We start from the raw sequence: 24,282 nt of genomic DNA, 5'->3' as shown, positions 1-24,282 counted from the left end.
GATCATACATTTTTGTCCCATAATATTATTATGTGACACAAATTAAGATTAGAGAATTAAACTTAGTATTTTTTCAATAAAGATAGTATGTATTCTACATTCCGAGTTAGAGTGTTATTTGACATGTTACAATATTTTATAATATTTGTTTCTGAATATGGTTAGAGCTTATTTTTCATCTCATTCATAATATATTTAAACTAGAATATCTTGAAAAATAAATTACTATTCAGTTATTTGATCCTCTGTATGATCCATTACATAAAACACCAATCCACGTATGTAAGATGTTACACGTATGTAAGGTGTTACACCTATGCTGTTATTTTCATTGACCAAAGTATGTTCCCATGATTTGATAGACTGCCCTTTTCTTCTCATCCACAGATACTCACATTGAGATCTAGTAATTATGGAATCACTTTTTGTAGAACCTGTTTGAATATGGATATTTGTACGTAATTTCACAAAATAAAACAATTTATTGCGAGGTTTTGTCTTCATTTCTGTGTTTTGGGGAATATCTTTACAATAATTCCAAAAGACATCAATATTCATTATTTGTAATTTTCAAAATTTACTAATAAGCATTTCCAAGGTCTTGCTATCTTAACAGAACATTATGGAGATTGTGTAAGATTTAGAATATCAAAGAATTTGTAAAATTTATCTCAAGTATAACCTAAAGACTGGAATTTAATCGTAGATATGATCATTCTCTATAACAACAAATAAAACTCAATTTGTATTTTTGAAGCGAATTTCACATACTCCTCAAACATCACAGAGATTTTAGAATGTGCTAGAAAAATAATTATAGCACTGATAGTTTGTTGTTTGCATGTATGTTAAGTTTTGTGATGAGGAATATGATATAACTAAAAATTGTAACACAATAAAATTTGGTACATTACATGAATATAGAAAGAAGTGTGAGTCAGACATACGAAAGGATCCTACAGAAGGAAAGTTGGAAAAAATAATGCGTAATATGAAAATTATAGATAAAAAAGATACGTCTAAATTCGATATACCTTGGAATAAGAATGTAAAACGATACACCATTACAAATTCTATAGATGCAAATATTCACATATTTAGACTTATCTTACTGTCCGGTACTTAATTCTGATATCTTGAATTCATATAAAAAACATTTTAACACGAATTCATACTGGACAATTACTGATGATTTCATAAAGTTATTTGCACTATACTTGCGTGAAATTTATGCTGCGTCACTTACAAAGGATGATTTTCAATCAAAACACAAAGAATTGTTTAAGTTGAATGATCCTGAATTCCAAGTAGGATATTTTGCTGAACAGATAAAATATGTGTCTGAAAAGAGTTTAATATTACATTGTAACAAAAAAATAAATACTGACAGTAATGACTTTGATAAATTACGTGGTATTAGTAATGATGAAATGTTTAGGAATATATTTTCCAAACCTAATAAATTCAAATTTGAAAATGAATTTCGTATTGCGGTTGCACCGTTTTATGGTTCTAAACATCCTTTACAGTTAGAAATGGTAGATAAGCCAAAAATTGTAAATATTAATAAAAATTATAAATTGGTTAATATACTCAAATTTATAAATAATATACATTACTTTGACAAAATATATCCATATATTTAATTTTGATTAGACTATGAACACAAGTTTTCATATTTTTGAAATAAATTCCATTTGAGAATATGCGTCGAAGAGTTACAGAACCTCAAATACAACCATTTTTAAATTATAATTATGACAAAAATTAAATAGAATTGGATTTTATTTGAGGTCAATGCAACCTAGACGCCGAGCTCATTATAATAATAAGAGATTAAATCTAAAAATCGATCAGATTTTAGAAAGTATGAAATTACTATCTGATCAACCTGGCACAACAAAAGATACTTTTGGTTCTCAAGAATTTGCGGAGAATATTTGTTCACATTTACTGGATCAAGGGGCTATAACTCCATTTACTATTGCAATTAATGCTCCTTGGGGCATGGGTAAAACTACAGTTTTGAAAATGATCCGTGATGAAATCAAAGAAAAGAATCAAAAGCAAAAATTAATTTTATTTAATCCATTGGAATATGAAAAAATGGATGTTACAATTTCATTATTCGTAAAAATTAAAAATGAGGTTGGTGGAGAAAAAGATAAAAATAATAAAAAATTATTTAATATTGTTAAATTAGTTACAGATGTAACTCTTCGAAATTTTCTAAGTATTAGTCTTGAGGATTTACAGAAAAATTTTGATGATTATGCAAAAAATATTACTGATGTTGAAACGTTAACATCTCAATTGGAAGAATTAATCGGAGACGAGAAAATAATTATATTCATAGATGATTTAGATCGATGTTCTGCCGAAAATATTATAAAAATTCTAGAATCTATTAAATTATTTACGATTGTTAAAAATACTATTGTTGTAATTGCTGTTGATATATTGAGACTAGAAAGGGCATTAGAATTAAGATATAGTTCAGATTTGGGAAAGAACGAAGGTAGGGAATACTTAGAAAAGTTATTTCCACTTATAATTCCATTACCCGAAAAATCACCTACACAAATAGAAACATTCATTTTTAAATTGATACCCACATTTGATCAGGTTTATGTTGACATTTTAGTAAATATTTTACCATATAACCCACGAAAAATAAAACGAATGTTAAATCTGGTATATGTTAATTTGCTAACTTGGGCAGATGAAGGAAGTTCGGTGGAAGTAATAAACATAAAGTTCTTATTTAATTTTAGGATATTATGTTGCTGGATATTATTGGTATCATATCATCCAGATTTTGCTAGAGAGATTCAACGCAAACCGAGTAATTTAATCACAGTATCCACATTATGTAATAAATGTGAAATATTTGAAAATTTAAAAAAATTAGTGTTTGCTTTTAAACCAAGAAGAGAAGGAATGAATACTTTCAAATTACAAGATATAAAAATTCTACCAGAAATTATGACACATGAAGTATATGAGTTATTACTAAAAATAGAAAAAGAGTCAGAATTATTTAAAATTTTATCAGAGCTTGCCAATGATTTTGAGTTAGAATTTAATAAAGATTTCCCACTAGAATTTAACAAAAGTACAAGATACAATACTATCACTAAGTATTACCGTAGAATAACAAATATTTTAAATAATATGGTTTGAGGTTCCATAACATTCATCAAATGTTTCAATTATTTCTTCTCCATAATTCTATGAATAACACCCAAAGATGTTACAGAATATCATCAAGGTAGTTTTATTTTCTTCTATGTTTCTTCCAACTCAGCCAAAATTGTTTTGTATGTTTTCTCCCCGATCATATCGCTCATAATTTTTCTCATATTATCATTTTTGAAAAGTGAGTACAAGCTAGTTTTAGTAAGAAAATATGAAAATGTTGCATCCATTCGTGTAAACAAAAAAGTAAATAATGGAATATACTCGCCAGTATTTCCTTGAACTAATGAATTTAGATATTCAGTTCTATTCTCTGGAGTAATATAGATTGGCAGAAATCCTTCTTTTATCAACATATAATTGAGTAATTCTCTTCCCACTCTACCATTACCATCTTGAAATGGATGAATCTCTTCAAATTTCTGATGGAAATATGAGACAGCTTCAAATGGGTGAATTCCATCCTTTAATTTACTTGTATATTCAGCAACAAGGAGTTTCAGTTGGGAAGAAATCATTTCTGGCGGAGGTAGAGTATATTCAATTCCCAAAAGTATTGCTTTACTCGTTCTATATTCTCCTGCATTGATTAATTTTCCATCATATCCACAAATTCCAGTCATCAAAAGTTTATGAATTTGTAAAATCATTTTTTCAGTAATATTTCCAGAATATCCATCCATATACTTTTTAATATGATTGTAATTTCCAACTTCAAATATTTCATTTATAGTTTTATTCTTCGGAGTAAGGTTACTTGCAAGTAGTCTAGATGCTTCAATCTCTGTCAATGTATTTCCTTCAATTGCGGTGGTTCCATATACATATTTTATAAACAATATTTTTTCAAAATCCTCTAATTCTTGTGGATCAAGTAATTTTTTTAAATGTGTAAAAATAAATGATTGTAAAGCTAAAACATTATTATAAAAATCTATATCGATAGAATCTGCAAAAAAATTAAATTTGTATTGGTCTTTCCATGTAGTAGACATTAATTTGAAAATTTTTGGTAAATGAATTGCAAGTGCAGAATGTTTTTCTTCTGCTAATTTGTGTTGTGATGCATCCGCCCTGCATACACAAGTATTGATCACTTTATAGACTCCATCAAGTTTGACAGAATCTTGAAAATAGTAGTAAACTTTTCCTTTAATGGTTTTTTTCACTAGAGTCATAATTAACTAATTATATACATATTTAGTTATTTAAGACTAATCATTAGTTAACTTTTAGTTAACGATATTGTAAAAATTAGTTAATGCTCTAAATCTACAAAGGAAGGAGTCAAAACATACTCTTCAAGAATCTAGCGTCTTTACAAGAGGATGATAAAACATTATACACTGCTCAAAACTCTGAACTTTTCAGTCTAGTGTTAAACTCGGGACATATGTATACGAATAAGAGTCATAATAATTTAATTTTCATGAACCCTGATTTAACACCCCTGCCAAATACCCCTCATTTTGAACGGTATAATTCTTAAAAAAAAATCTTATATAGTTATAGTAATAAAATATAGTATGAAATGTTTACAAGCTGGCAAAGGTGGCGGCGACGGAAATTCTGGTGGAGCTAGTAAAAATGATAATCCATCAGGCGATAATCCACACAAGTAATCTTCTTTTTAAAAATAAATTATGCAACTATTAATATGCATATGTAATTTTTTATATTTTTCCAAACTTAGATCTTTTCAATTTAATGTTCAATTCGACTCTTTATGTTTAACAATTCCCTCCCAAAATATTCTATAATAAATTCCTAGTTGAGCAAGATTCCAAAAAGCGTCGAATTGGGAACAGTGTACGATAATTACATAGAATCACGTTTACCAAGATTAGATAATGCAGTATTCCGACCTTGTATTGCTTCAACATAAGTTGGTTTTAAGGTAATAGCTTTCTCAAAGCATTTTAGTGACTCTTCAAATTTTTGAAGGTTGGATAATATCATTCCTTTATGATTCCACGCTTCAGCAGAATCTGGTTTTAAAGTAATAGCTTTGTTAGCACCCTCTAACGCTTCATCAAATTTGCCTAATTTACGTAATACATCTATTTCCCAAAGCCACGGTCCGACATTATCTGGTATTAAAGTAATAGATTTTTCAAAAATCTCTAGTGCTTCTTTAAATTTATCCATATAGTATAACACGATACCTTTTCCAACCCATGCTTCACCATAATTTGGATCTAAAGCAATGGCTTTGTTAGCACTCTCTAACGCTTCATCAAATTTGCCTAATTTACATAATGTATATATTTTCCAAAGCCACGCATCAACATAATTTGGTTTTAAAGTAAGAGAGTTCTCAAAGAGATTTAATGCTTCTTTAAATTTATCTGTATAGAATAATACGATGCCTTTTCCAACCCATGCTTCAACATAATTTGGATTTAAAGCAATGGCTTCATCATAACATTCTAATGCCATTTTACTATTAGTATTAGACAAATAATTTCCTTTAAACGCATAAAAAGATTGACATCCAAGAACTGATTTTTCTAATATGTCAAGAATAAGTTTTTCAGTTATATCATAGCCGTTATTTATATTATATTTGGTAGGCATTACAGTATGTACTACATCATGTCTACTTGTAAACAATTTGTCCATGTCTGCTAATAGATCATCATCAACAATTTGTATATCATAATCTTTAAGATTAGAAATAGAATTTACACTTTGAAATGAGTATGATGATGAAATTATAAGTTCCTTTGAAAGTATTTTTAAATTATCAAGAGACTGACTTTTTAAAGTTATTTCATTAGGGAGTTTTTTAAATTTTTTATTTTTAATTTGTTCAGATATTATTTGTCTACAAAATTGTTCAAATACAGTAACAAGTCGTATAATTACATAATGTTTTTCATGTTGTTTCTCTGTATTTAGTAGATTTCTTAACGAAAAAAACTCCATCCATTACATTCGTAAATTCTTGATTTATAAGATTATGTGTGAGTGGTGGTGTTGTTCTTCTTTCCAATGAAAAATTATTGTTATGAGTTAATAAAATCCTAATTAAATATGACAGCATACATTTTACTAAAACAAAACTAGTTGAACACATAAACTATTCAAGACATATCCTAATTGAACTCCCTTGTGAAATCACCCAAATTGTGAACAGAATAGTGTTCGTTCAGATTGGCAGAAACACCTATAGAACAATCTCGTACTTCACATATCGCAATTCATATTTGTAATCTCTACGTATTTGATTAATTATTTTCCATTTTTTTTAATTGTTCTGCAATCGATTCAAACCATTTTACAATCTTGGTAAGATCAGATTTTTGCTCTATATCATGGATAGCAATTGTATGCAATATTCCGTGTCTAGCAAAGTATATTCCAACATTTTTGATTTTTGGAGGTTTATTTTTTATTGTTTACAATACACAATAGCCAATAATATCATGATTTCGGTTAAACCACTTTGTAAAGATAATAAACAAAGATTAGTTATTTATTGACAAAAAATAATATAAATATGTTAGAATGAATTTACCTTGTTATAAGACCAAAGCAAATATTACATTTTTCTTTTCCACTAGGCGTACTTGATGTGTATTTAGCATTAGATGTGCTTAAATTACATTTGGGTGGGTCTTTATGATATCAATCACCCTTTACATAATATCCCATGTATATTAAATGACCATCTCATTAATAAATGTTCGAACTAGCGGTTATGTACATTATCAAGTGTTTCAACTATTTCTTCTCTATGGTTCTATGAATAATTCCCAAAGATGTTACAGAACCTCATCAAGGTAGTTTTATTTTCTTTGATGTTTCTTCCAACTCAGCCAAAATTGTTTTGTATGTTTCCTCTCCAACCATATCGTTCATAATTTTTCTCATATTATCATTTTTGAAAAGTGAATACAGGTTAGTTTTAGTAAAAAAATATGAAAATGTTGCACCCATTCGTGTTAACAAAAAAGTAAATAATGGAATATACTTATCAGTATTTCCTTGAACTAATGAATTTAGATATTCAGTTCGATATTCTGGAGTAATATAGATTGGTGGAAATCCTTCTTTTACCAACATATAATTGAGTAATTCTCTTCCCACTCTACCATTACCATCTTGAAATGGATGAATCTCTTCAAATTTCTGATGGAAATACGAGGCAGCCTCAAATGGGTGAATTCCATCCTTTAATTTACTTGTATATTCAGCAACAAGGAGTTTTAGTTGGGAAGAAATCATTTCTGGCGGAGATGGAGTATGTTCAATTTCCAAAAGTATTGCTCTACTCGTTCTATATTCTCCTGCATTGATTAATTTTCCATCATATCCACAAATTCCAGTCATCAAAAGTTTATGAATTTGTAAAATCATTTTTTCAGTAATATTTCCAGAATATTCATTCATATACTTTTTAATATGATTGTAATTTCCAACTTCAAATATTTCATTTATAGTTTTATTCTTTGGAGTAAGGTTACTTGCAAGTAGTTTAGATGCTTCAGCCTCTGTCAATGTATTTCCTTCAATTGCGGTGGTTCCATATACATATTTTACAAACAATATTTTTTCAAAATCATCTAATTCTTGTGGATCAAGTAATTTTTTTAAATGTGTAAAAAGAAATGATTGTAAAACTAAATTACTATTCAAATAATCCATATCGGTAGAATCTGCAAAAAAATCAAATTTGTATTGATTTTTCCATGTAGTAGACATTAATTTGAAAATTTTTGGTAAATGAATTGCAAGTGCAGAATGTTTTTCTTCTGCTAATTTGTGTTGTGATGCATCCGCCCTGCATACACAAGTATTGATCACTTTATAGACTCCATCAAGTTTGACAGAATCTTGAAAATAGTAGTAAACTTTTCCTTTAATGGTTTTTTTCACTAGAGTCATAATTAACTAATTATATACATATTTAGTTATTTAAGACTAACCATTAGTTAACTTATAGTCAACGGGGTTATAAAAATTAGTTAAATTACCTCAAATCTGCAAAGGAAGGAGTCAAAACATACTCTTCAAGAATCTAGCGTCTTTGCAAGAGGATGATAAAATATTACACTGATTAAAACTCGGGACTTTTCAGTCTAGTGTTAAACTCGGGACATATGTATACGAATAAGAGTCATAATAATTTAATTTTCATGAACCCTGATTTAACATCCCTGCCAAATGCCCCTCATTTTGAACAGTGCACACATTACATACCAGCAATCCATACAGAAAATAAAATATTCGGACGGCTGGATCACTACTAATAGTTTGAGATCTTACTATGTTGTGTACTGAATATCTAATCTCTATTGCCCATTGCTTAGAGTACTAGTTTACTAGTTCTTGAGCATAATCTTTTACATATTCTATATGCAAGTATTAATTAAGTTTTGATCGACATTCTTGCTTTTTATTTTTCAAACAATATGACAATATTTTTTAAATATTTACTATAATAAAATAGTGCCTCGTTAAAATTTTCGAAACTATCTATTTGAGGTAATTTCATGTCTTCGATTTTTTGATATTTTTCTAATGAATTTTTAATTTTATCAAAATATTCTTTAAATATAATTGGGTTAAATTCTTTTAGTATTTCAAGTATATTATTTGCACACTGAGATTTCTGTTCTTTATCAAGAGATTCTTTAAATTGTATGTAATTAGTTGCGAGTATCAATTTATTTTTATTTGAATCACCGGGATTTTTTTCAAACAAATCATGGATTTCTTGTATTTTTTTATGATCATATTGTATAATCCAATTTACATAATCTGAGACACTCTTCTTCAATGATGACTCTTCATAATTTTGTGATATTTTATCTGGAGAGATTATTTTGTAATCTTCATTTACTATAAATTTGTTTAATTTAGCATTTAAAATAAAATTGTACTTTGATTGTTTATTTGGATCTACGACATGTGTTGAGAAAGATATCAGACGCATGGATATTGGTAAAAACGCAATAATTTTTTGTGGTAGTTCTGGATCATCTAATAAAATGGCGATCTTTTTATCAGTGAATATAGAATATAAAATTTCATTCAATAATGGTATTGCTATATTTAGATTTGTTGGATTTAGTACTTGTTTAGAATCAATTCTTAGTGTTGATAATTTTCGAATTCTTCTATCTTCTCTATAATACTCATCAAATATTCTACTATCATTATTACATTTTTTGAAATCATTTTTTGAAATAATCATTGTGTGATTATACAATGTATTGCTTCTACCATCGTGACCAATCCCCACATTTTTAATTCTACTATATGCTACTAGATCATCTTCAAGTAAAACCAAAGATCTTGATTCTTTAAAAAATTTTAGTTCCACCCCAATTGGATACATATATAATTTTAATTGAGATATAATATTCCGTGTGATGCCTTCACTTTGTGCAACAATCTGATATCCACTTTTTTTAATATGTGTGCTTGTATAAATAAATTGTTCTATATTTAATTCATTCATTACTATCTACATCAAAAATCCATGAAATAAATTTATTATATTCTGATTCAGTATATGATAAAGGTAATTTTACTTTTAATTTGTTTGAGGCGATTGAAGTCGATTGAACTGACAATTTAAAGAATGTATAATTATTTTTTGGTACATTTATAGTTAAACTTGATTTTAAACCAAGATATAAATCAGCCAATTCATCTACTGTAATTTCTTGGTTGTCTGTAGATAATTCATCTACTGTAATTTCTTGTTTGTCTGTAGATAATTCATCTACTGTAATTTCTTGTTTGTCTGTAGATAATTCATCTACTACTGCAATCGTTTGTTTATCTCTAGACAATAAATCTGATTTGTTAAAAATTATCGCAATAGTTTCCTTCATCTTTTCATCTTCATCGAAATGGTGTATTTTGTTCTTTATTTTTCTAATATTCATAATCATCTTATTTACAGATGCAATATCTGTATCCCAATCTTCTATCTTTGCGCAGTCAATTATAATCACATATTTTTTTGCAAATGCAAGATAATCAGCACCACATGAGAGAATCGTATTTAGTCTTTCATCGATATCAGGATATGCATCGACCAAAAATGTTTCATAATTCTCTCCGGACATATCGTTCAATTTTAATTCAAATTTCACCGGTACACCTTCCGTATTGTGTATCTCAATAGTAAGATCGGGGTACTCCTCTCCTGGAGTATGTGGTGGAAACTTGCCACGTTTCATATCGCGAATTATATCATTAATTTTTTGATCTCCACTCGTGTATACACCTAACCATTTTCCATTACTATTTGGAATAAATGATTTAAATAATGTACGAGCAGTTATAGCACTAATTACAGTTTTACCAGATCCGGCTACTCCAAGGAATGCCACCATTTTTGAATCTTTATATTTTTCTATTCCATTTTGAATTTGTTGTAATAATTCTGGTGTACTCATATCTAAAATTATTAATTGTCTATCCAATAAATATTACTCTAATGTATATAATCAAAACTGCGTCGATGTTTACCTGTTCACGTTATCTGATAATCACCATATATATTTAAACAATCGAATCTAGTGCCTAAATCTTCTTTCAAATTTTCTTCGTAATGTAATAAACCAAATTCCTAAAATAGGTATTAATAAAAGGCGAAAGAAATGATCGGTCAGATTAAATTCATTGGTATAAGAAAACAATGCAAAATACCTGTTCAACGCCATAAATAATTTATTAGAATCAAATACCACATTTGCGTTCCCTGACATCATTTCATCTATCATACAGCTGTCTAATTCTATATAAAAGAAAATTATAGTTAAAACAGATATTCCAAGTGTCCATAAGAAAATTCTGTGTAGACTCTCACCATAATTTGCTAGTATACTATAACATTTTGATAATATTACATATCCATGACGTCTTCTAGACTTTGCTAGTATACTATAACATTTTGATAATATTACACATCCATGCCGTCTTCTATACTTTGTATTGTCATCATTTTTGATATATCCAATATATTTTCTTCTCAAATTCATCTCTCCTATAAAAAATTTCCCAGCCTCCTCATACATAAGCCGAAATTCATAATTTTCTCGAAGATTTCTATAAACCGTAAGAGCTACAGATAATTTATGTTTATCAGGATCAGCAAAAAATTTTCTTTCATCAAATATTGTATAACCATGATTTTCATCCCACGATGTAAATTCATTAAATTTTATCCGTGTAATATCCGTATCCACAAAAGAAACTTTTGATAAATCTTCTCCAAAGTTAATGAGATGTTGTTCTTTGAAATCAGCATTTCTAAATTCTGCAATTGTTGAAAACACACATTCAGAAAAATTTGTTTTACCTACAAATGTGCAATTTTGTACACGCAATTCGACAAATTGTGTTGCTTGAAAATTTGTATTCTTTAATTCACAATCTATAAATTTAAGTGATTTAAAATTCCCACCGATAAAATCATTTTCTGATAAACTACAATTTTCAAATTTAAGTTCTGATATCTCATCTTTACATTTAACATTGTTAAAACGAAAGCTATTTGCAACATCAAGTTTCTTACCATACATACCTTCAGAAAATCTAGCATGGGAAAAATCCATTGCTTTAAACTTTACATCAATGAATTTGACACTACCTCGAAATTCTGCAAAATTAAAAAATATGGATATGTTATCATATTCCTTTTCACGTAGAGTAATAGATGGAATCTTACATCCAATAAATTCAAGTGTTCCACCTAAGATGATTACTTGATCTAACTCTTTTTCAAATTCTTCCCTAATTCTATCTTCATTTAATTTGAAATTCTTATGATGAAATAAACAAAAATTTCCATCGTCTAGGCACTTCCTATTGCATTCATACGTTTTATATTCTGCCGTTTGACATAATCGAATATTCGATTTCGTATTCACATTTCCCATCTCTGCTCATAATTTACCTTAATCATTCTCTCATATTATATAAATTGAAAATTCTCTCATAGTAACCCGTTACCACTTTTCTTGTGTGGTCATTCAGGTCTAATCCAAACTAAAGAACGAAGAGTGACATCAGGTATTGTCAAGTTATCGGGACTTATTCATAAATAGAGAATTTCATTAAAACTACTCAGTTTCAAATCATACATAATTCTCTAAGAATTTTTTCAACATTAGAAAAATAACAATCAGGACATGGGTTTGTCGGTTCTATATCTATTCGATTTGGCGCTTTACGTGTAGTTTTTCCATATTTTCTAAGAACATCTGCTATCCAACAAGGCTTAACCGATTTATTATATCTTTGTCTGTGAATTAGATCAACTTGTTTGTATGTCATAGTGTATGGTGGTGAGAACCTCTTTAATTAATTTATAGTATATAATAAATTATTTTTATTAAATATGTGATTTATACTTGAGAATAAACCATCAGAAGTTTCAGGGATTGTCACTGATGGTAAGAACCGATAGAAAATATTAGCGCAGAATTCTAGTATAAACCAAATATGAATAATTGATAATTTGATTTAGTTTTAAAGTTGATAAAATCATATTGGTGCGTATTTAATTGTAACAGCATAATGATATTCTTTTTTATAAATATCCTCGTATGAAAAAATAATAGCCATATTAGAATCATGATTTTCATTATTATCGTTCCAAGTTCCTTGAAAAGGGCAATAGGTGTAATCTTTACTGGATTTTAAATATGAGATTTTAATGTTTTTTGTTTTAAATGTAAGTTTGTCTGAACATAATTCTATATCTATATTTTTTGCTAGACCGCCATGATTCTGAATTATTAAATTTACTATATATGAATCCCGTTGACAATCATTTTTTACGAAGTTAGTTCTAAATGAAAGATAAGGAATTGCATTATGAACTTTTTCATCATCTATGCGCTTAACCAATTTATTACTGTAATGTGCATGTACAAGGACTGTACCGATCAGAACTAGAATAGTTATGATGGATAATAAAATTTCACCAGTCATATCATACATATCATACATTTCATGCTCACTATATAACATATTAAATTAAGAGTTTATCAGCATAGTTCTGATCACAAGAGAATCATGATTTATCCGATTATATCAGGAATGTTATACTTACTTATCGATAACTTGACATTATCTACAAGTCCCTCTAACTTGACAATACGATATTTAAAAATACAAAAATACAATACATTTACACCATAAATCATGCAGATTGGACTATTAGGAAAAGCAAACGTTGGCAAATCCACATTCTTCTCAGCAGCAACAAACACTAGCGTGCAGATTGGCAACTTTCCATTTACCACCATAAAACCCAATGTAGGGGTGACACATGTAACTACAAAATGTGTATGCAAAGAGATGAATCTATCTCATGATATACCTGCATGCAAAAACGGTACACGCTACATACCAGTAAAGATTATTGATATCGCCGGACTAGTCCCAGGAGCGCATGAAGGAAAGGGATTGGGAAATCAATTTCTAGATGATGCACGGCAGGCAGATATTCTAATACACGTAATAGACGGATCCGGCTCTACTGATATCCAAGGACAACCAACAACTCTAGGATCACACGATCCAAAAGAGGACATAACATTCGTAGAGCAAGAATTTGACAAATGGTTTCTAAACATTCTAGATCGTGAATGGTCTAGACTAATCAAAGAGGTAGGGCAGAAAAAGATTAGCCTAATAGAGGGAATTACAAAACGCTTCAGCGGACTTGGCGCACAAGATTTTGATGTACAATCTACTTTGCAGGACACAAATCTTGCAGGACGCAAACCAGCTGAGTGGAGTGAGGACGAAAGAGAATCATTCGTCACGGCACTGCGAAAAAGAATCAAACCAATAATTAACGCTGCAAACAAGGCGGATCTATACGCAGATACAATCCCAAAGAAACTTGATGCTAATCCGTGTAGTGCAGAGACTGAACTATTACTCTCAAAGGCGACAAGTGCAAAATTAATCAATTACACACTAGGGGGATTATCATTTGTTATAACATCAGAGATATCTGATGCACAAAAAAACGCATTAAACATGGCAAAAGAGGTATTGAATAAATTCAACGGTACTGGAATTCAAAATATACTGAATATAGCTGTATTTAAAAAATTAAAGAGAATAACGGTATACCCGGTAGAGGATGAGAAAAAATTATCAAACAAAGACGGGGTCATACTACCGGATGCAAGATTACTAACAACTGGCTCCACGGCAAAGGATTTGGCATTTACCATTCATCAAGATATAGGAAGTGGATTTTTGCACGGAATTAACATAAAGACAGGACAACGAGTAGGTGCAGATTACACACTACAAGATTTAGATATTATCAAGATTGTATCGACAAAGAGTAGAGGATAATGATTCTGTCTGGGAATAGAGAGTACCGCACATACATTTTCTTGTGCCATAATTAATGATAAAGAAATTCTCGCAGACGTCAGAAAGATATACCGACCAAAGAAAGGAAGTGGCATTCATCCACGGGAAGCGTCAAGACACCACATTAATCATGCAACGAATGTATTATCACAGTGCTTTAAACAATCAGGATTAACAGTCAAGGATTTAGATTTGATTTCATACGCTGCAGGTCCCGGTTTAGGACCCTGCCTTAGAGTAGGAGCAGTTGTTGCAAGATCATTATCCATACATCACGATATACCAATCTATCCCATTAATCATGCCATTGGACATATTGAACTGGGTAAAATGCTGACAGGCGCTAAAGACCCACTAATTTTACTCGTATCGGGGGGTCATACCATGATACTTGCCTTTGTAATGAATCATTGGAGAATATTCGGTGAAACACTAGACATTACTTTGGGACAATTGTTAGATCAGTTCGGCAGAAGTCTGGGCTTTGCATCACCGTGCGGCCCACAAATTGAACAATTGGCACAGAAAAGCTCCACATACATTCCTCTCCCCTATACCATACACGGAAATGATGTATCATTTTCCGGATTACTATCTGCCACAAAAAAGATTACACCTCAGGGAAGAGAAGCTGCCTGTTTCTCACTTCAAGAGACAGCGTTTGCCATGATCTGCGAAGTGGTAGAGCGAGCTATAGCTCTAACTGCTAAAAAAGAGATACTAATCGTCGGAGGAGTGGTAGCGAATAAAAGACTAGTAGAGATGTTTGGAATAATATCCAAAAGATACAAGTGTAAATTTTATGCAGCTCCGCCACAGTATGCTGGGGATTGCGGCTCACAAATTGCATGTACTGCGCTTCAACAAGCAAAAAATGACAAGGGGAGTAGAATACAAGATACATTTGTCAGACAATCATGGAGATTAGATACGGTAAAAATATCCTACTAGGGTAATGCCTTTTGTATTGTTTTCAGCCATTTACGATTACTAAACACACCAAACTTGTACGTCTTGTTTTCATCTGATTTCACACGTATGCATACTTTTTTCATCAGCCAACCCTCTTTCCACACACTATCAATATCATCCAGGGAGACGTCAAGTATAGTATCACCGAATTTCTTGCTAAAGTCTGCAATTCTCCCCCGTGTTTTATCAAACGCAATTCTTTGACTGGTCAGAGTCAAGATGCCCGAACCCAGTGTATCCTCTGAGCAGTCTTCTTGTAGTATACGTTTTTCATCCATGGTTGTCATAAATTCATCATCTAAAAAAATCTATAGTACTGGTAATGTGTCGTTTTAATCTCTTGATATCTAGACTGGTCAGTGTATGATGAGTGATGTACTGGCTCTGCCACAATCCAGATTCTCTAATTGATTTGATTGGGGAGTGATTCCCAAGCCAATGCTTTGAGGGTGTGCATTCTTTGCACTGTGCCAGTGTTCCAATCAATTTTGACTCTAGCCCCATGTAATCGCGCTCTAGTTTCTTATCATCATGAATAATAAATCTAAACGAAAAATTTCTTTTCAACATATCGCCTATCTGCTCCTCTATTCTTTTCTCCAAAGATACATTACGTATGGAGTTATGAATATTCTGATTAATTTTCGAGGCAAACGATACATTCCAAGTATTCAGATAATTAATCTTTTCATTAATAATTATAGCTCTACCAAGATTTTTTCTAAATATACTTCTGTCTTTCGGAGCTGCTTTATTTTTGAATATCTTTATTTTTTCTACATAGTGATCATTCATCTTGGAGGCAAAGTTTGTTTTATAGTGAGTGCCAACTCTGACTATTCTCAACTTTGACTTTCCATGACCCCACAATTCTCCTTTTTCATAAAAAAAGTATATTCCGCTATTAGGCATGCTATAACGATTTGTGGGATAGTGAACCATTGGTAATTTGTCCAATAATTGATGCAATTCACAACATACATCAGACAAAAATTTTCACCATTATACAAAGTATGATTAATCATATAATTAAACAAGATATGATGAAACGTTATTATTCATTAATCATTACAGAAGCAATTTATGATATATTAATAATAATAATTTATTGATAGGAATCACAGGCACGCCAGGGGTTGGGAAACACACCGTCACGAATCTCATATCAAAGCGATTAGACCATTCCATCTTAGATTTAACAAAACTAGTTTTGGAATCGAATCTGGATGCAGATAATGTGGATACTGATACACTGGGAAGAATGGTAGAGGAAAAAGTTGTAAATAATATGATTCTGGTAGGGCACCTTTTACCGTATGTCATTAATAATTTAGACATCACACACATCATCATACTACGACGCAACCCCTATGATTTAAGAGAGATTTATCAGAGTAGAGGATACACAGAGCAGAAGACTCTTGCAAATTTAGGTAGCGAGATACTCGGTACCATTACTAGTGATGTGACGCAAATCTCTAATGTAAAGACATCTCAGATAGATACCACAAAGATAACAGCAGATGATACAGCTACGATGATAATCAATCTACTAGATGGCAAAGAGATACCCTGTGATGTAGACTGGCTGGAAATGATCAAGCAAAAGGGAGATTTACAGGAATTTTTCAAATATTAATTATTATTACATGTAAATTACGATATATCATTGTTTGAGATAAAAAAGACAGACCTGGCAGGACGCATTGGGATATTGCATACCAATCACGGAATAGTCGAGACACCGGCGTTTGTACCTGTAATTCATCCCTACAAGCAGACAATCCCAACTGATACTTTCAAGAAGATGGGTTTTGAGATGGTAATTACTAATGCGTATATCACCATGAAACATTATGGTGATGAGGCGATTAAACGTGGCATACACGATATCATAGGATTTGATGGTAGTGTAATGACAGACTCTGGCGGATATCAGGTATTAGAGTATGGAGATGTGGATGTCACCCCAGATGCAATGGCAAAATTCGAGACTGGTATTCTGTCAGATATACCAATTCCACTTGACAAACCCACAGGATTTGGTCTGCAGTATGAAAAGGCAGATGAGTATGTAAATCACACACTTGACGTCTCAAAGAGAACGATACAGAATAGAAAAGACAACGGGCAGATGTGGATGGGACCAATCCAAGGAGGCGAGCATGAAGAGTTGGTGATAAAATCATCAAAAGAGTTGGTAGAGTATGGTTACGACATTTTAGCGTTGGGAAGCCCTGTAGAATTTATGGAATCGTACAGGTATAATCTACTTGCAAAGATGATTCTATCAGTAAAGAAAAATATACCTGCGTCCATTCCATTACATCTATTCGGTGCAGGTCATCCACTTACCATTCCTTTAGCCATATCACTAGGATGCGATACATTCGATTCTGCATCGTATGTTCTGTATGCTAGATACGGAAGGTACATCACAGAGGACGCTACAAAATTAATTTCAGAGATTGAATACTTTGGGTGCAGTTGCCAGGTGTGCTCAAATCATACACCTAGGGAAATATTAGACATGTCAGAGGAGGACAGAATTAGTAGTATCGCTTTACATAATCTATACGCCATAAAATTAGAAGTTGACAGGGCAAAGCAGGCAATACATGAGGGAAGATTGTGGGAGTATGTCATNGAAAAAGCTCGAGCACATCCAAAGTTGTTTGAATCAATTCCCGTATTTACAAGCAATACAGAATATCTAGCAAAGGCCACACCAAAATTCAAGTCCAAAGCTGTATTCTTTTTTGCAAGAGAAGATCAGTATAGACCGGAGGCACATACGTTTAGAGAAATAGTATCTAAATTTAAAACAGAAAAAAACCAGGTAGCATTCATGGGTGACACTAGCATAAAACCGGTGTACAGCTCTGCAGAGTATACTAAATTATTCACTACTTTATCGAATCCAGACCAGATACAATTTTGTCAGTATAATCCATTTCTTGGTGTAATACCATTAGAGTTGTCAGACTTTTACCCTGCAGCACATAATGTAACTACAAGCGGACCGTTCAATCCATTAGAGTTTCCCACATTTGCAGAATCGTGGGAAAACTTTTTTGAGATGAATAATTTTGATACAATCCACATACCTGATGATCAATTCATCAAACATTTCACAAAAGAGTTTAAAGATTTAGAGATTAATATACTATAATTCTATGCGCATAGATTATGTCTAGAGAATTAAAAAAGAAAGAAAGTAATAAAGACTAATTATAGAGCGGCGTCTTCGGCCCAGCCCTTGATAAATACACCGTTTTTGTGTAGTGGAACAGGTTGTCCAGCGGTATAGTTCATTGGTCTCATCCAAAAGATTGATTTTGTTGGACAGACACCAATGCATGCACCGTCTGATATACAACGTTCTGGGTAAAATACGAATGCTTTACCTCTTTTCCATCCCTCTACGGGTTTTACACGGAGTACGTCGGGGCCAAGAGTTGTACAGATTTCTACACATAGTGCACATCCGATACATCTCTGCTCATCCACATCTGGAAGTATTGCTATTGGCATATAGTCACTACGTGTATAGCCTATTTAAACTATCATCTAAATTCATAACGAGGTTATATGTTTGGCAACGTGTGCAAAATGTAAATTAAAAAAACAGAAAACGTAGAAAACGTTTATTTTCTCATAGCATCAATTTGGCCACTAGTTACCCAATCCAACAGCTCTGCTGAGGAGGGGTTTAGGTCAGACTTTTTTATTCATTAAATTCTGAACCCAAATCCAGTTGATCTGGTTTAAGAGTGGTTTGTTTGATTCGTCTTTAGCACGGACTTTGGCAACTAGAGCGGAGTCTTGTTGCTTAATCCATTCGTCATAGGATCTTCCCATAATTACTTCAATAAGCTTACACTAATTAAAGCTTTTGAAATTCCACGATTATAGACTATGAACATGCTTGACGAATGGTTAACATTATGAGAAAATGCCAATATTAGTCATTTCACACAGATGATTAATGAGAAGAGAGGTTCATCAAATTATACAAGTGTAATGTGTAATTAAATTAGAAAAGCACGATACGATATGTTTATGATACGATGATTTTAGCCATAATTATTGAAGATATCTACTTTGGGCGCATCCCGTGAGGTTGGACGCTCTGGATTTTTAATTGGATGCAAGGACACCAACATATTATTAGACTATGGGGTCATGTTTGGACGACGAGGTAACCCTCCAAAATATCCACAACATGTAAGACCAAAAGATATTGGAGGTATTGTAATTACACATGCTCATCTTGATCATTCCGGATATGTACCATCTCTATTTGTTAGTGGTAATACAAATGTCTATGCAACATCACCGACCATTCAACTAAGCAAACTACTCATTGAAGATATGTTAAAAATTGATTGTAGTGCTCATGCATTTGATGCACCAGAGGTAGAGCATATGATGAATAATTGGAAAGACACACACTATAGAGAAAAGATCAAAATTGGTGAAGCATCATTGGAATTATTTGAATCAGGACATGTAATTGGCGGTAGCACTGTAAAGATACAAACAGAAGGAAAGAGTTTGTTTTATACCGGTGATGTTCATCTTGGTGGCTCTAGAATTTTGCGCAAGATGGATATGGATATCGGAGAGATTGACGTTCTCATAACAGAGAGCACATACTCACAAACTGAGCAGTCCCCAAGGGTACAGTCAGAAAATAATCTAGTAGAGTTTGCAAATGAGGTTATGGAGCGTAAAGGGATACTATTTGTGCCATCATTTTCGGTGGAACGTGCCCAAGAGATAGCATGCGTGTTAAAAAGCAGTAATTTCAAGCACCGCGTAATAATGGACGGAATGGCATTAAAGGTGAATAAAATAATGATGGAGCATCCAGAGTATCTAAGGGAGCCGGACGTATTCAATAAAGCGATAAAGCAGGCCATAGCTGTTACGAGTCACGACCAAAGAGAGAATATGATGAAAGAGCCCTGTGTTGTAGTGTCACCGGCCGGTATGTTGGTCGGTGGAAACGCTGTATATTATTTACAACAATTAGCATTTGATCAGAAAAACGGAATAGCATTGGTATCATACCAGGGAGAGGGAACACCGGGTAAAAAATTACTAGAGGAAGGAGTCGTAAGTACTCGTGGACATGACATGAATGTGAAAGCAGAAGTTAAACAATTTCAGTTTTCAGGGCACTCCGATCGTAAGGAATTATTTGAGATGATTAAACAGATTAAAGGGAATCCACGTGTCTTTGTAGTTCACGGGGATAATGATTCATGTATATCATTTGCCGATGAGATCAAAGAAAAATTCGGTCTGCAGACAAGTGCACCACGAATTGGCCAAACGATCTCTGTATGAATATTGATTTGAATCATACCATTAATAGTGGCCAAGTTTTTTTATGGGAAAAGAGAGGTTCTGCATGGTATGGTATTAATGGAAATCAAATCATTATAACATCTACGAAAATAACAAAAAAGCATTTTAAATTTTTCAGAAAAGATGACAATACATCAAGAATAATTAAAGACATATCCAAAGATGTCAGAGTGCTCAAGGCAGTGAATGCGTATCCTGGATTATCCCTACTACGGCAAGATCCATTTCAGTGTTTAATTTCATTTATCACATCTAGTAATTCCAATATACCACGAATACGTCATACGCTACAAAATCTTTGCAAGACATTTGGCAAAGTAGATACGTACAAAAATGAGAGATTCCATCTATTCCCTCAGGCAGACATACTTGCAGATGCTACAGAATCAGAACTACTAAAATGCGGTCTTGGGTATCGTGCTCCATTTGTGAAATCAGCTGCTCAGGATATAGCAACGAATAGAATTAATTTCAAGTCTCTTGCAAAGTCTAATTATAAAATTACACAAGACGCACTAATCAGTATAGACGGAGTTGGATGTAAAGTGGCAGACTGTGTCATGTTGTTCTCACTAGATAAATTGGATGCATTCCCAATTGACAGATGGACTATGCAGATATTGAATAAATATTATTCAAAAAAAATTAGTCTATCTGAATCATCACTTACCACTACAAGATATATGAATTATCATGATATGATTGTGAAATATTTTGGAATCTATTGTGGTTATGCGCAACAATATTTATTCAAATTAGAGAGGGATCAGCAGAATAGAAAATGGCTCTAAACGTTAAAACGTTAGGATATTTGAATTTCAACGGGCCCATAGCTCAGCATGGATAGAGTGTTGGACTTCTAATCCAATGGTCGAGGGATCGAAGCCCTCTGGACCCGCTGAATTAAATACAAAAATATGATGAATCATATTTGCAGAATGATACCATGGTATAGAAAAATCAAAATAATATATTATAACGATATATAGTTGAATGGTATGGTAAAAAACATCAAAGTTAAAATTGATAAAGACAGTACTGCTAAATCCATTAAATGTATCATAACAGTTTCATATACGGGGACATTTGATAGCGTTGTTGTAAACGTGCAGATATTAGATAGTAATGAATTAATCATATTCAAATCATACAATGATAAAATAATTAATCAAAATGTTTCACGTTTATTCATACCTGCAAAAGATATTGACGGTATAGTACGAGTTGAGACTAGTTTGGGGTATATCATTAAAGAGTCTCAAGAGATAAAATTTCGTGCATCAATAATTGAGCAACACAAAGAGATTGAGAGTGATATTGCATTCATCAAGATAGAATCTTAGAATCTTTGCTTTGTTATGATTAATTTTCCTGTCATCCAAGGATGAGGATCACAGTGATATTCTATCTCTGCCTCTCCGGTAAATACAAACTCGAATGTGTCACCGGGTTTTATGATACCAGCTGAGCCAAAGTCCCCACTGTAACTATCCGTAGCCCTATGATCAGGGGTTACAGTATGCCCTGTTGAATCAACATTTTCCCATTTGACGATATTATCAACGCCGAGTTGGATATTTACCAATTTTGGAATATAATTATCAGTCTGCTCAGCACTACTAGAGCCCTCTATTATTTTGATAACTGTTTCACGAATAGGGTGCAAAATATGTTCATCAACAGATGGTTTTGCCAATGATTCTGGAAGATAATACATTTGATAGAATATTACACTTGCAGATATTCCAATAATAACAGCTATTGTTCCAATTCCATAAGCATTACCAGTAGTTGTTGTACTCATAATGATTCATCATTCTACTTAGGTTAATTAAAGCTTGTTTGAGATACACTGCTCAAAATTTGAGTGATTTAAAATATATAATCCACACATTCCTCATCCAAACTTATCATAGAATGATATAATTGAATATCATCATTAATAACTCATAATGTTAACAAAACTATAATCTTGAAAATTATTATCTATTTATTCATATCAATACTTGGAATTGTTACAATTTCTCAAGCACACGCAGAAAATCTTTACATCTATGTAGAGGAATTACCAGAATATGCAGATCATGCTAGTGATGTTTTATACAAATCTACAAAATTTTGGGAAGAACGTATACCTGGATTAAAATTCTACGCAGTTGACAATCACAGAGGTGCAAATTTTGCCGTTCAATGGGTAAAAGAATTTGGTGGCGAACACGTAGGTTATGCATTTGGATCAGAATTTGTAGAAGTTGGTCTAGGTGATAGTAACTGTATTGAAAAATGGACACCCTATTCATCCGATTATGTTGCAAATATATTAAAACATGAGATCGGTCATATCCTAGGATTTGAACATAGTGACAATCCTGATGATATAATGTATCCAATAGCATTATCTAAAGAGTATGGTCTAGTAGAACAAACTGATACCACTACAGAAAACTATGTTCACTTTTATCCGTTCTGCATCTATTCAGACATCTCTAGCATAAGTTATCAAATATCCTCAGATGATCCAACCTATGGTTTTGATGTGTATGTGGTACCTTCAGTTCAGTCATTTCAAAATTTCAGCAGATGGAAAATCATTTAATCGTTACGATGATCAAGAATGCTACGCGACCAGTTATATTCAATTTGGAGGATTGTGTGAGAATATACCAAATACTGCAGGATTACTAGTCATAATGCCATCAAAGCTCACAAATCCATTAACAGAGATAACTATTAAATTTCAAGAAATATCTTCTGAATCTAAACTTCCCTCACAAGAAAGCTCACCAAAGTCAGGATCAAATAATGCACAACCTATTATAGACTCTTTTACACTATACACAGATCCACAGCAGAGATTTACTGTAGAGTATCCAACAAATTGGGTAATTGATGATGAAGAAATTGATCAACATGTGGTATCATTCTATGATAATTATGATTGGTCGTCATCCTTTTACATATTATATCATAAAGATACTCAATTATCAATCTCTGTCAGACGAGCAATTATTACAAGAGATTTTAAATTTGGAAAAACAATTTTGTGCTGCTGTAAATTATGAAGAAAATGGTTTTATATGCTATGGATTCACTGTCATTCTGACAATTCAAATACAGATAATACAATTATTTATACAACCACTAGAGAATATAACTCCAACATCATCGCAAACCTATGACATCACAACAATACTTTATTTTGAACGTGTTGGAAATGATGTTTGGATCATTTTAAATGATATTGATACTTTTCTAATTAATGACTATATTGATGATATAGCATATATGGTCACTTCATTCACACTAACCAAATCTGGTCAGGGTTCATAGTTCAACTACAGGACAACAAATTATAGCAAAACCTACAAG

The 24,282-nt window shown here is 32.0% G+C and carries 26 protein-coding genes and 1 tRNA gene; 14 read left to right on the top strand and 13 right to left on the bottom strand.

Annotated features, from left to right (window positions below; genetic code table 11):
• Nucleotides 1-225 precede the first annotated feature (225 nt).
• Nucleotides 226-468: a hypothetical protein gene (locus R1F52_04455; GenBank protein WOV92378.1), complete on the bottom strand. Its 243-nt coding sequence runs from the start codon at nt 466-468 to the stop codon at nt 226-228.
• 373 nt (nt 469-841) lie between these two features.
• Between R1F52_04455 and R1F52_04450 the strand changes: the two genes are divergently transcribed.
• The 3 genes from R1F52_04450 (at nt 842) to R1F52_04440 (ending at nt 3,183) form a co-directional block, all read left to right on the top strand.
• Nucleotides 842-1,126 carry a hypothetical protein gene (locus R1F52_04450; protein ID WOV92377.1) on the top strand — a complete coding sequence of 95 codons (285 nt, stop codon included), beginning with the start codon at nt 842-844 and terminating at the stop codon, nt 1,124-1,126.
• A gap of 10 nt (nt 1,127-1,136) precedes the next feature.
• Nucleotides 1,137-1,646 carry a hypothetical protein gene (locus R1F52_04445; GenBank protein ID WOV92376.1) on the top strand — a complete coding sequence of 170 codons (510 nt, stop codon included), beginning with the start codon at nt 1,137-1,139 and terminating at the stop codon, nt 1,644-1,646.
• Nucleotides 1,647-1,797: 151 nt separating this feature from the next.
• A complete protein-coding gene (locus tag R1F52_04440) occupies nt 1,798-3,183 on the top strand; it encodes a P-loop NTPase fold protein (protein ID WOV92375.1) in 1,386 nt (461 codons plus the stop codon).
• Between the two features lie 104 nt (nt 3,184-3,287).
• Here R1F52_04440 and R1F52_04435 read toward each other — a convergent pair whose 3' ends face one another.
• From R1F52_04435 to R1F52_04405, 7 genes are all read right to left on the bottom strand, one after another.
• Nucleotides 3,288-4,376 (bottom strand): Fic family protein, encoded by a 1,089-nt coding sequence (locus R1F52_04435; GenBank protein WOV92374.1) that lies wholly within the window; start codon nt 4,374-4,376, stop codon nt 3,288-3,290.
• Nucleotides 4,377-5,016: 640 nt separating this feature from the next.
• Nucleotides 5,017-6,126, bottom strand: a complete 1,110-nt coding sequence (locus R1F52_04430) for a tetratricopeptide repeat protein (GenBank protein WOV92373.1) — start codon at nt 6,124-6,126, stop codon at nt 5,017-5,019.
• An 852-nt stretch (nt 6,127-6,978) separates the two neighbouring features.
• Complete coding sequence (locus R1F52_04425; protein WOV92372.1) at nt 6,979-8,088, bottom strand: Fic family protein; 1,110 nt, start codon at nt 8,086-8,088, stop codon at nt 6,979-6,981.
• Between the two features lie 511 nt (nt 8,089-8,599).
• Nucleotides 8,600-9,667 carry a hypothetical protein gene (locus R1F52_04420; GenBank protein WOV92371.1) on the bottom strand — a complete coding sequence of 356 codons (1,068 nt, stop codon included), beginning with the start codon at nt 9,665-9,667 and terminating at the stop codon, nt 8,600-8,602.
• Nucleotides 9,660-10,643, bottom strand: coding sequence for a hypothetical protein (locus tag R1F52_04415; protein WOV92370.1), 984 nt, complete (start codon nt 10,641-10,643; stop codon nt 9,660-9,662). Before R1F52_04415 ends, R1F52_04420 begins: the two co-directional genes overlap by 8 nt.
• A gap of 93 nt (nt 10,644-10,736) precedes the next feature.
• Nucleotides 10,737-12,092 carry a pentapeptide repeat-containing protein gene (locus R1F52_04410; protein WOV92369.1) on the bottom strand — a complete coding sequence of 452 codons (1,356 nt, stop codon included), beginning with the start codon at nt 12,090-12,092 and terminating at the stop codon, nt 10,737-10,739.
• Between the two features lie 616 nt (nt 12,093-12,708).
• Nucleotides 12,709-13,158, bottom strand: coding sequence for a hypothetical protein (locus R1F52_04405; GenBank protein ID WOV92368.1), 450 nt, complete (start codon nt 13,156-13,158; stop codon nt 12,709-12,711).
• Between the two features lie 213 nt (nt 13,159-13,371).
• On the opposite strand from R1F52_04405, the gene R1F52_04400 reads away from it, so the two are divergent.
• Together R1F52_04400 and kae1 are read left to right on the top strand one after the other, a co-directional pair.
• Nucleotides 13,372-14,544 carry a redox-regulated ATPase YchF gene (locus R1F52_04400; protein ID WOV92367.1) on the top strand — a complete coding sequence of 391 codons (1,173 nt, stop codon included), beginning with the start codon at nt 13,372-13,374 and terminating at the stop codon, nt 14,542-14,544.
• 9 nt (nt 14,545-14,553) lie between these two features.
• Complete coding sequence (gene kae1 / locus R1F52_04395; protein ID WOV93866.1) at nt 14,554-15,516, top strand: KEOPS complex N(6)-L-threonylcarbamoyladenine synthase Kae1; 963 nt, start codon at nt 14,554-14,556, stop codon at nt 15,514-15,516.
• Here the strand turns inward: kae1 and R1F52_04390 are convergent.
• Together R1F52_04390 and R1F52_04385 are read right to left on the bottom strand one after the other, a co-directional pair.
• Nucleotides 15,513-15,815, bottom strand: a complete 303-nt coding sequence (locus tag R1F52_04390) for a hypothetical protein (GenBank protein WOV92366.1) — start codon at nt 15,813-15,815, stop codon at nt 15,513-15,515. The genes kae1 and R1F52_04390 overlap by 4 nt on opposite strands.
• 16 nt (nt 15,816-15,831) lie before the next feature.
• Nucleotides 15,832-16,527: a hypothetical protein gene (locus R1F52_04385; GenBank protein ID WOV92365.1), complete on the bottom strand. Its 696-nt coding sequence runs from the start codon at nt 16,525-16,527 to the stop codon at nt 15,832-15,834.
• Between the two features lie 118 nt (nt 16,528-16,645).
• On the opposite strand from R1F52_04385, the gene R1F52_04380 reads away from it, so the two are divergent.
• Complete coding sequence (locus R1F52_04380) at nt 16,646-17,176, top strand: AAA family ATPase (GenBank protein WOV92364.1); 531 nt, start codon at nt 16,646-16,648, stop codon at nt 17,174-17,176.
• A 30-nt stretch (nt 17,177-17,206) separates the two neighbouring features.
• Nucleotides 17,207-18,709 (top strand): tRNA guanosine(15) transglycosylase TgtA, encoded by a 1,503-nt coding sequence (tgtA, locus tag R1F52_04375; protein ID WOV92363.1) that lies wholly within the window; start codon nt 17,207-17,209, stop codon nt 18,707-18,709.
• Between the two features lie 59 nt (nt 18,710-18,768).
• Here tgtA and R1F52_04370 read toward each other — a convergent pair whose 3' ends face one another.
• Nucleotides 18,769-19,071 (bottom strand): 4Fe-4S binding protein, encoded by a 303-nt coding sequence (locus R1F52_04370; GenBank protein WOV92362.1) that lies wholly within the window; start codon nt 19,069-19,071, stop codon nt 18,769-18,771.
• 183 nt (nt 19,072-19,254) lie between these two features.
• Nucleotides 19,255-19,398 (bottom strand): hypothetical protein, encoded by a 144-nt coding sequence (locus R1F52_04365; GenBank protein WOV92361.1) that lies wholly within the window; start codon nt 19,396-19,398, stop codon nt 19,255-19,257.
• Nucleotides 19,399-19,641: 243 nt separating this feature from the next.
• On the opposite strand from R1F52_04365, the gene R1F52_04360 reads away from it, so the two are divergent.
• The 4 genes from R1F52_04360 (at nt 19,642) to R1F52_04345 (ending at nt 22,256) form a co-directional block, all read left to right on the top strand.
• Nucleotides 19,642-20,892: an MBL fold metallo-hydrolase RNA specificity domain-containing protein gene (locus R1F52_04360; protein ID WOV92360.1), complete on the top strand. Its 1,251-nt coding sequence runs from the start codon at nt 19,642-19,644 to the stop codon at nt 20,890-20,892.
• Nucleotides 20,889-21,704, top strand: coding sequence for a DNA repair protein (locus R1F52_04355; protein WOV93864.1), 816 nt, complete (start codon nt 20,889-20,891; stop codon nt 21,702-21,704). Before R1F52_04360 ends, R1F52_04355 begins: the two co-directional genes overlap by 4 nt.
• A gap of 31 nt (nt 21,705-21,735) precedes the next feature.
• Nucleotides 21,736-21,812, top strand: a tRNA-Arg gene (locus tag R1F52_04350).
• A 99-nt stretch (nt 21,813-21,911) separates the two neighbouring features.
• Nucleotides 21,912-22,256 (top strand): hypothetical protein, encoded by a 345-nt coding sequence (locus R1F52_04345; GenBank protein WOV93863.1) that lies wholly within the window; start codon nt 21,912-21,914, stop codon nt 22,254-22,256.
• Here the strand turns inward: R1F52_04345 and R1F52_04340 are convergent.
• On the bottom strand, nt 22,253-22,717 hold the full coding sequence (locus R1F52_04340; GenBank protein ID WOV93862.1) for a plastocyanin/azurin family copper-binding protein: 465 nt from the start codon (nt 22,715-22,717) through the stop codon (nt 22,253-22,255). The genes R1F52_04345 and R1F52_04340 overlap by 4 nt on opposite strands.
• A gap of 168 nt (nt 22,718-22,885) precedes the next feature.
• Here R1F52_04340 and R1F52_04335 point away from each other — a divergent pair, with 168 nt between their 5' ends.
• Genes R1F52_04335 through R1F52_04325 form a run of 3 tightly spaced genes read left to right on the top strand, consistent with a single transcriptional unit; the run spans nt 22,886 to nt 24,243 of the window.
• Complete coding sequence (locus R1F52_04335) at nt 22,886-23,509, top strand: matrixin family metalloprotease (protein ID WOV93861.1); 624 nt, start codon at nt 22,886-22,888, stop codon at nt 23,507-23,509.
• Nucleotides 23,510-23,561: 52 nt separating this feature from the next.
• The gene (locus R1F52_04330) at nt 23,562-23,975 is read left to right on the top strand and encodes a hypothetical protein (GenBank protein WOV93860.1); all 414 of its coding nucleotides are present in this window, start codon (nt 23,562-23,564) and stop codon (nt 23,973-23,975) included.
• On the top strand, nt 23,941-24,243 hold the full coding sequence (locus R1F52_04325; protein ID WOV93859.1) for a hypothetical protein: 303 nt from the start codon (nt 23,941-23,943) through the stop codon (nt 24,241-24,243). The genes R1F52_04330 and R1F52_04325 overlap by 35 nt, the downstream gene beginning before the upstream one ends.
• Nucleotides 24,244-24,282: the final 39 nt, after the last annotated feature.

It is taken from the genome of Nitrosopumilaceae archaeon AB1(1) (assembly GCA_033471095.1).
GTDB classification, from domain to species: domain Archaea; phylum Thermoproteota; class Nitrososphaeria; order Nitrososphaerales; family Nitrosopumilaceae; genus Nitrosoabyssus; species Nitrosoabyssus spongiisocia.
The sequence above is the reverse complement of the archived record's forward strand: the minus strand, read 5'-3'. Positions and strand labels throughout refer to the sequence as shown.

Excerpts from the sequence above, each read along its gene's own strand:
- R1F52_04405 (WOV92368.1), bottom strand. The coding sequence starts at position 13,158 with ATGACTGGTGAAATTTTATTATCCATCATAACTATTCTAGTTCTGATC.
- R1F52_04435 (WOV92374.1), bottom strand. The coding sequence starts at position 4,376 with ATGACTCTAGTGAAAAAAACCATTAAAGGAAAAGTTTACTACTATTTT.
- R1F52_04425 (WOV92372.1), bottom strand. The coding sequence starts at position 8,088 with ATGACTCTAGTGAAAAAAACCATTAAAGGAAAAGTTTACTACTATTTT.
- R1F52_04450 (WOV92377.1), top strand. The coding sequence starts at position 842 with ATGTATGTTAAGTTTTGTGATGAGGAATATGATATAACTAAAAATTGT.
- R1F52_04400 (WOV92367.1), top strand. The coding sequence starts at position 13,372 with ATGCAGATTGGACTATTAGGAAAAGCAAACGTTGGCAAATCCACATTC.
- R1F52_04340 (WOV93862.1), bottom strand. The coding sequence starts at position 22,717 with ATGAGTACAACAACTACTGGTAATGCTTATGGAATTGGAACAATAGCT.
- R1F52_04420 (WOV92371.1), bottom strand. The coding sequence starts at position 9,667 with ATGAATGAATTAAATATAGAACAATTTATTTATACAAGCACACATATT.
- R1F52_04390 (WOV92366.1), bottom strand. The coding sequence starts at position 15,815 with ATGGATGAAAAACGTATACTACAAGAAGACTGCTCAGAGGATACACTG.
- R1F52_04355 (WOV93864.1), top strand. The coding sequence starts at position 20,889 with ATGAATATTGATTTGAATCATACCATTAATAGTGGCCAAGTTTTTTTA.
- R1F52_04430 (WOV92373.1), bottom strand. The coding sequence starts at position 6,126 with ATGGAGTTTTTTTCGTTAAGAAATCTACTAAATACAGAGAAACAACAT.
- R1F52_04370 (WOV92362.1), bottom strand. The coding sequence starts at position 19,071 with ATGCCAATAGCAATACTTCCAGATGTGGATGAGCAGAGATGTATCGGA.
- R1F52_04440 (WOV92375.1), top strand. The coding sequence starts at position 1,798 with ATGCAACCTAGACGCCGAGCTCATTATAATAATAAGAGATTAAATCTA.
- R1F52_04345 (WOV93863.1), top strand. The coding sequence starts at position 21,912 with ATGGTAAAAAACATCAAAGTTAAAATTGATAAAGACAGTACTGCTAAA.
- R1F52_04365 (WOV92361.1), bottom strand. The coding sequence starts at position 19,398 with ATGGGAAGATCCTATGACGAATGGATTAAGCAACAAGACTCCGCTCTA.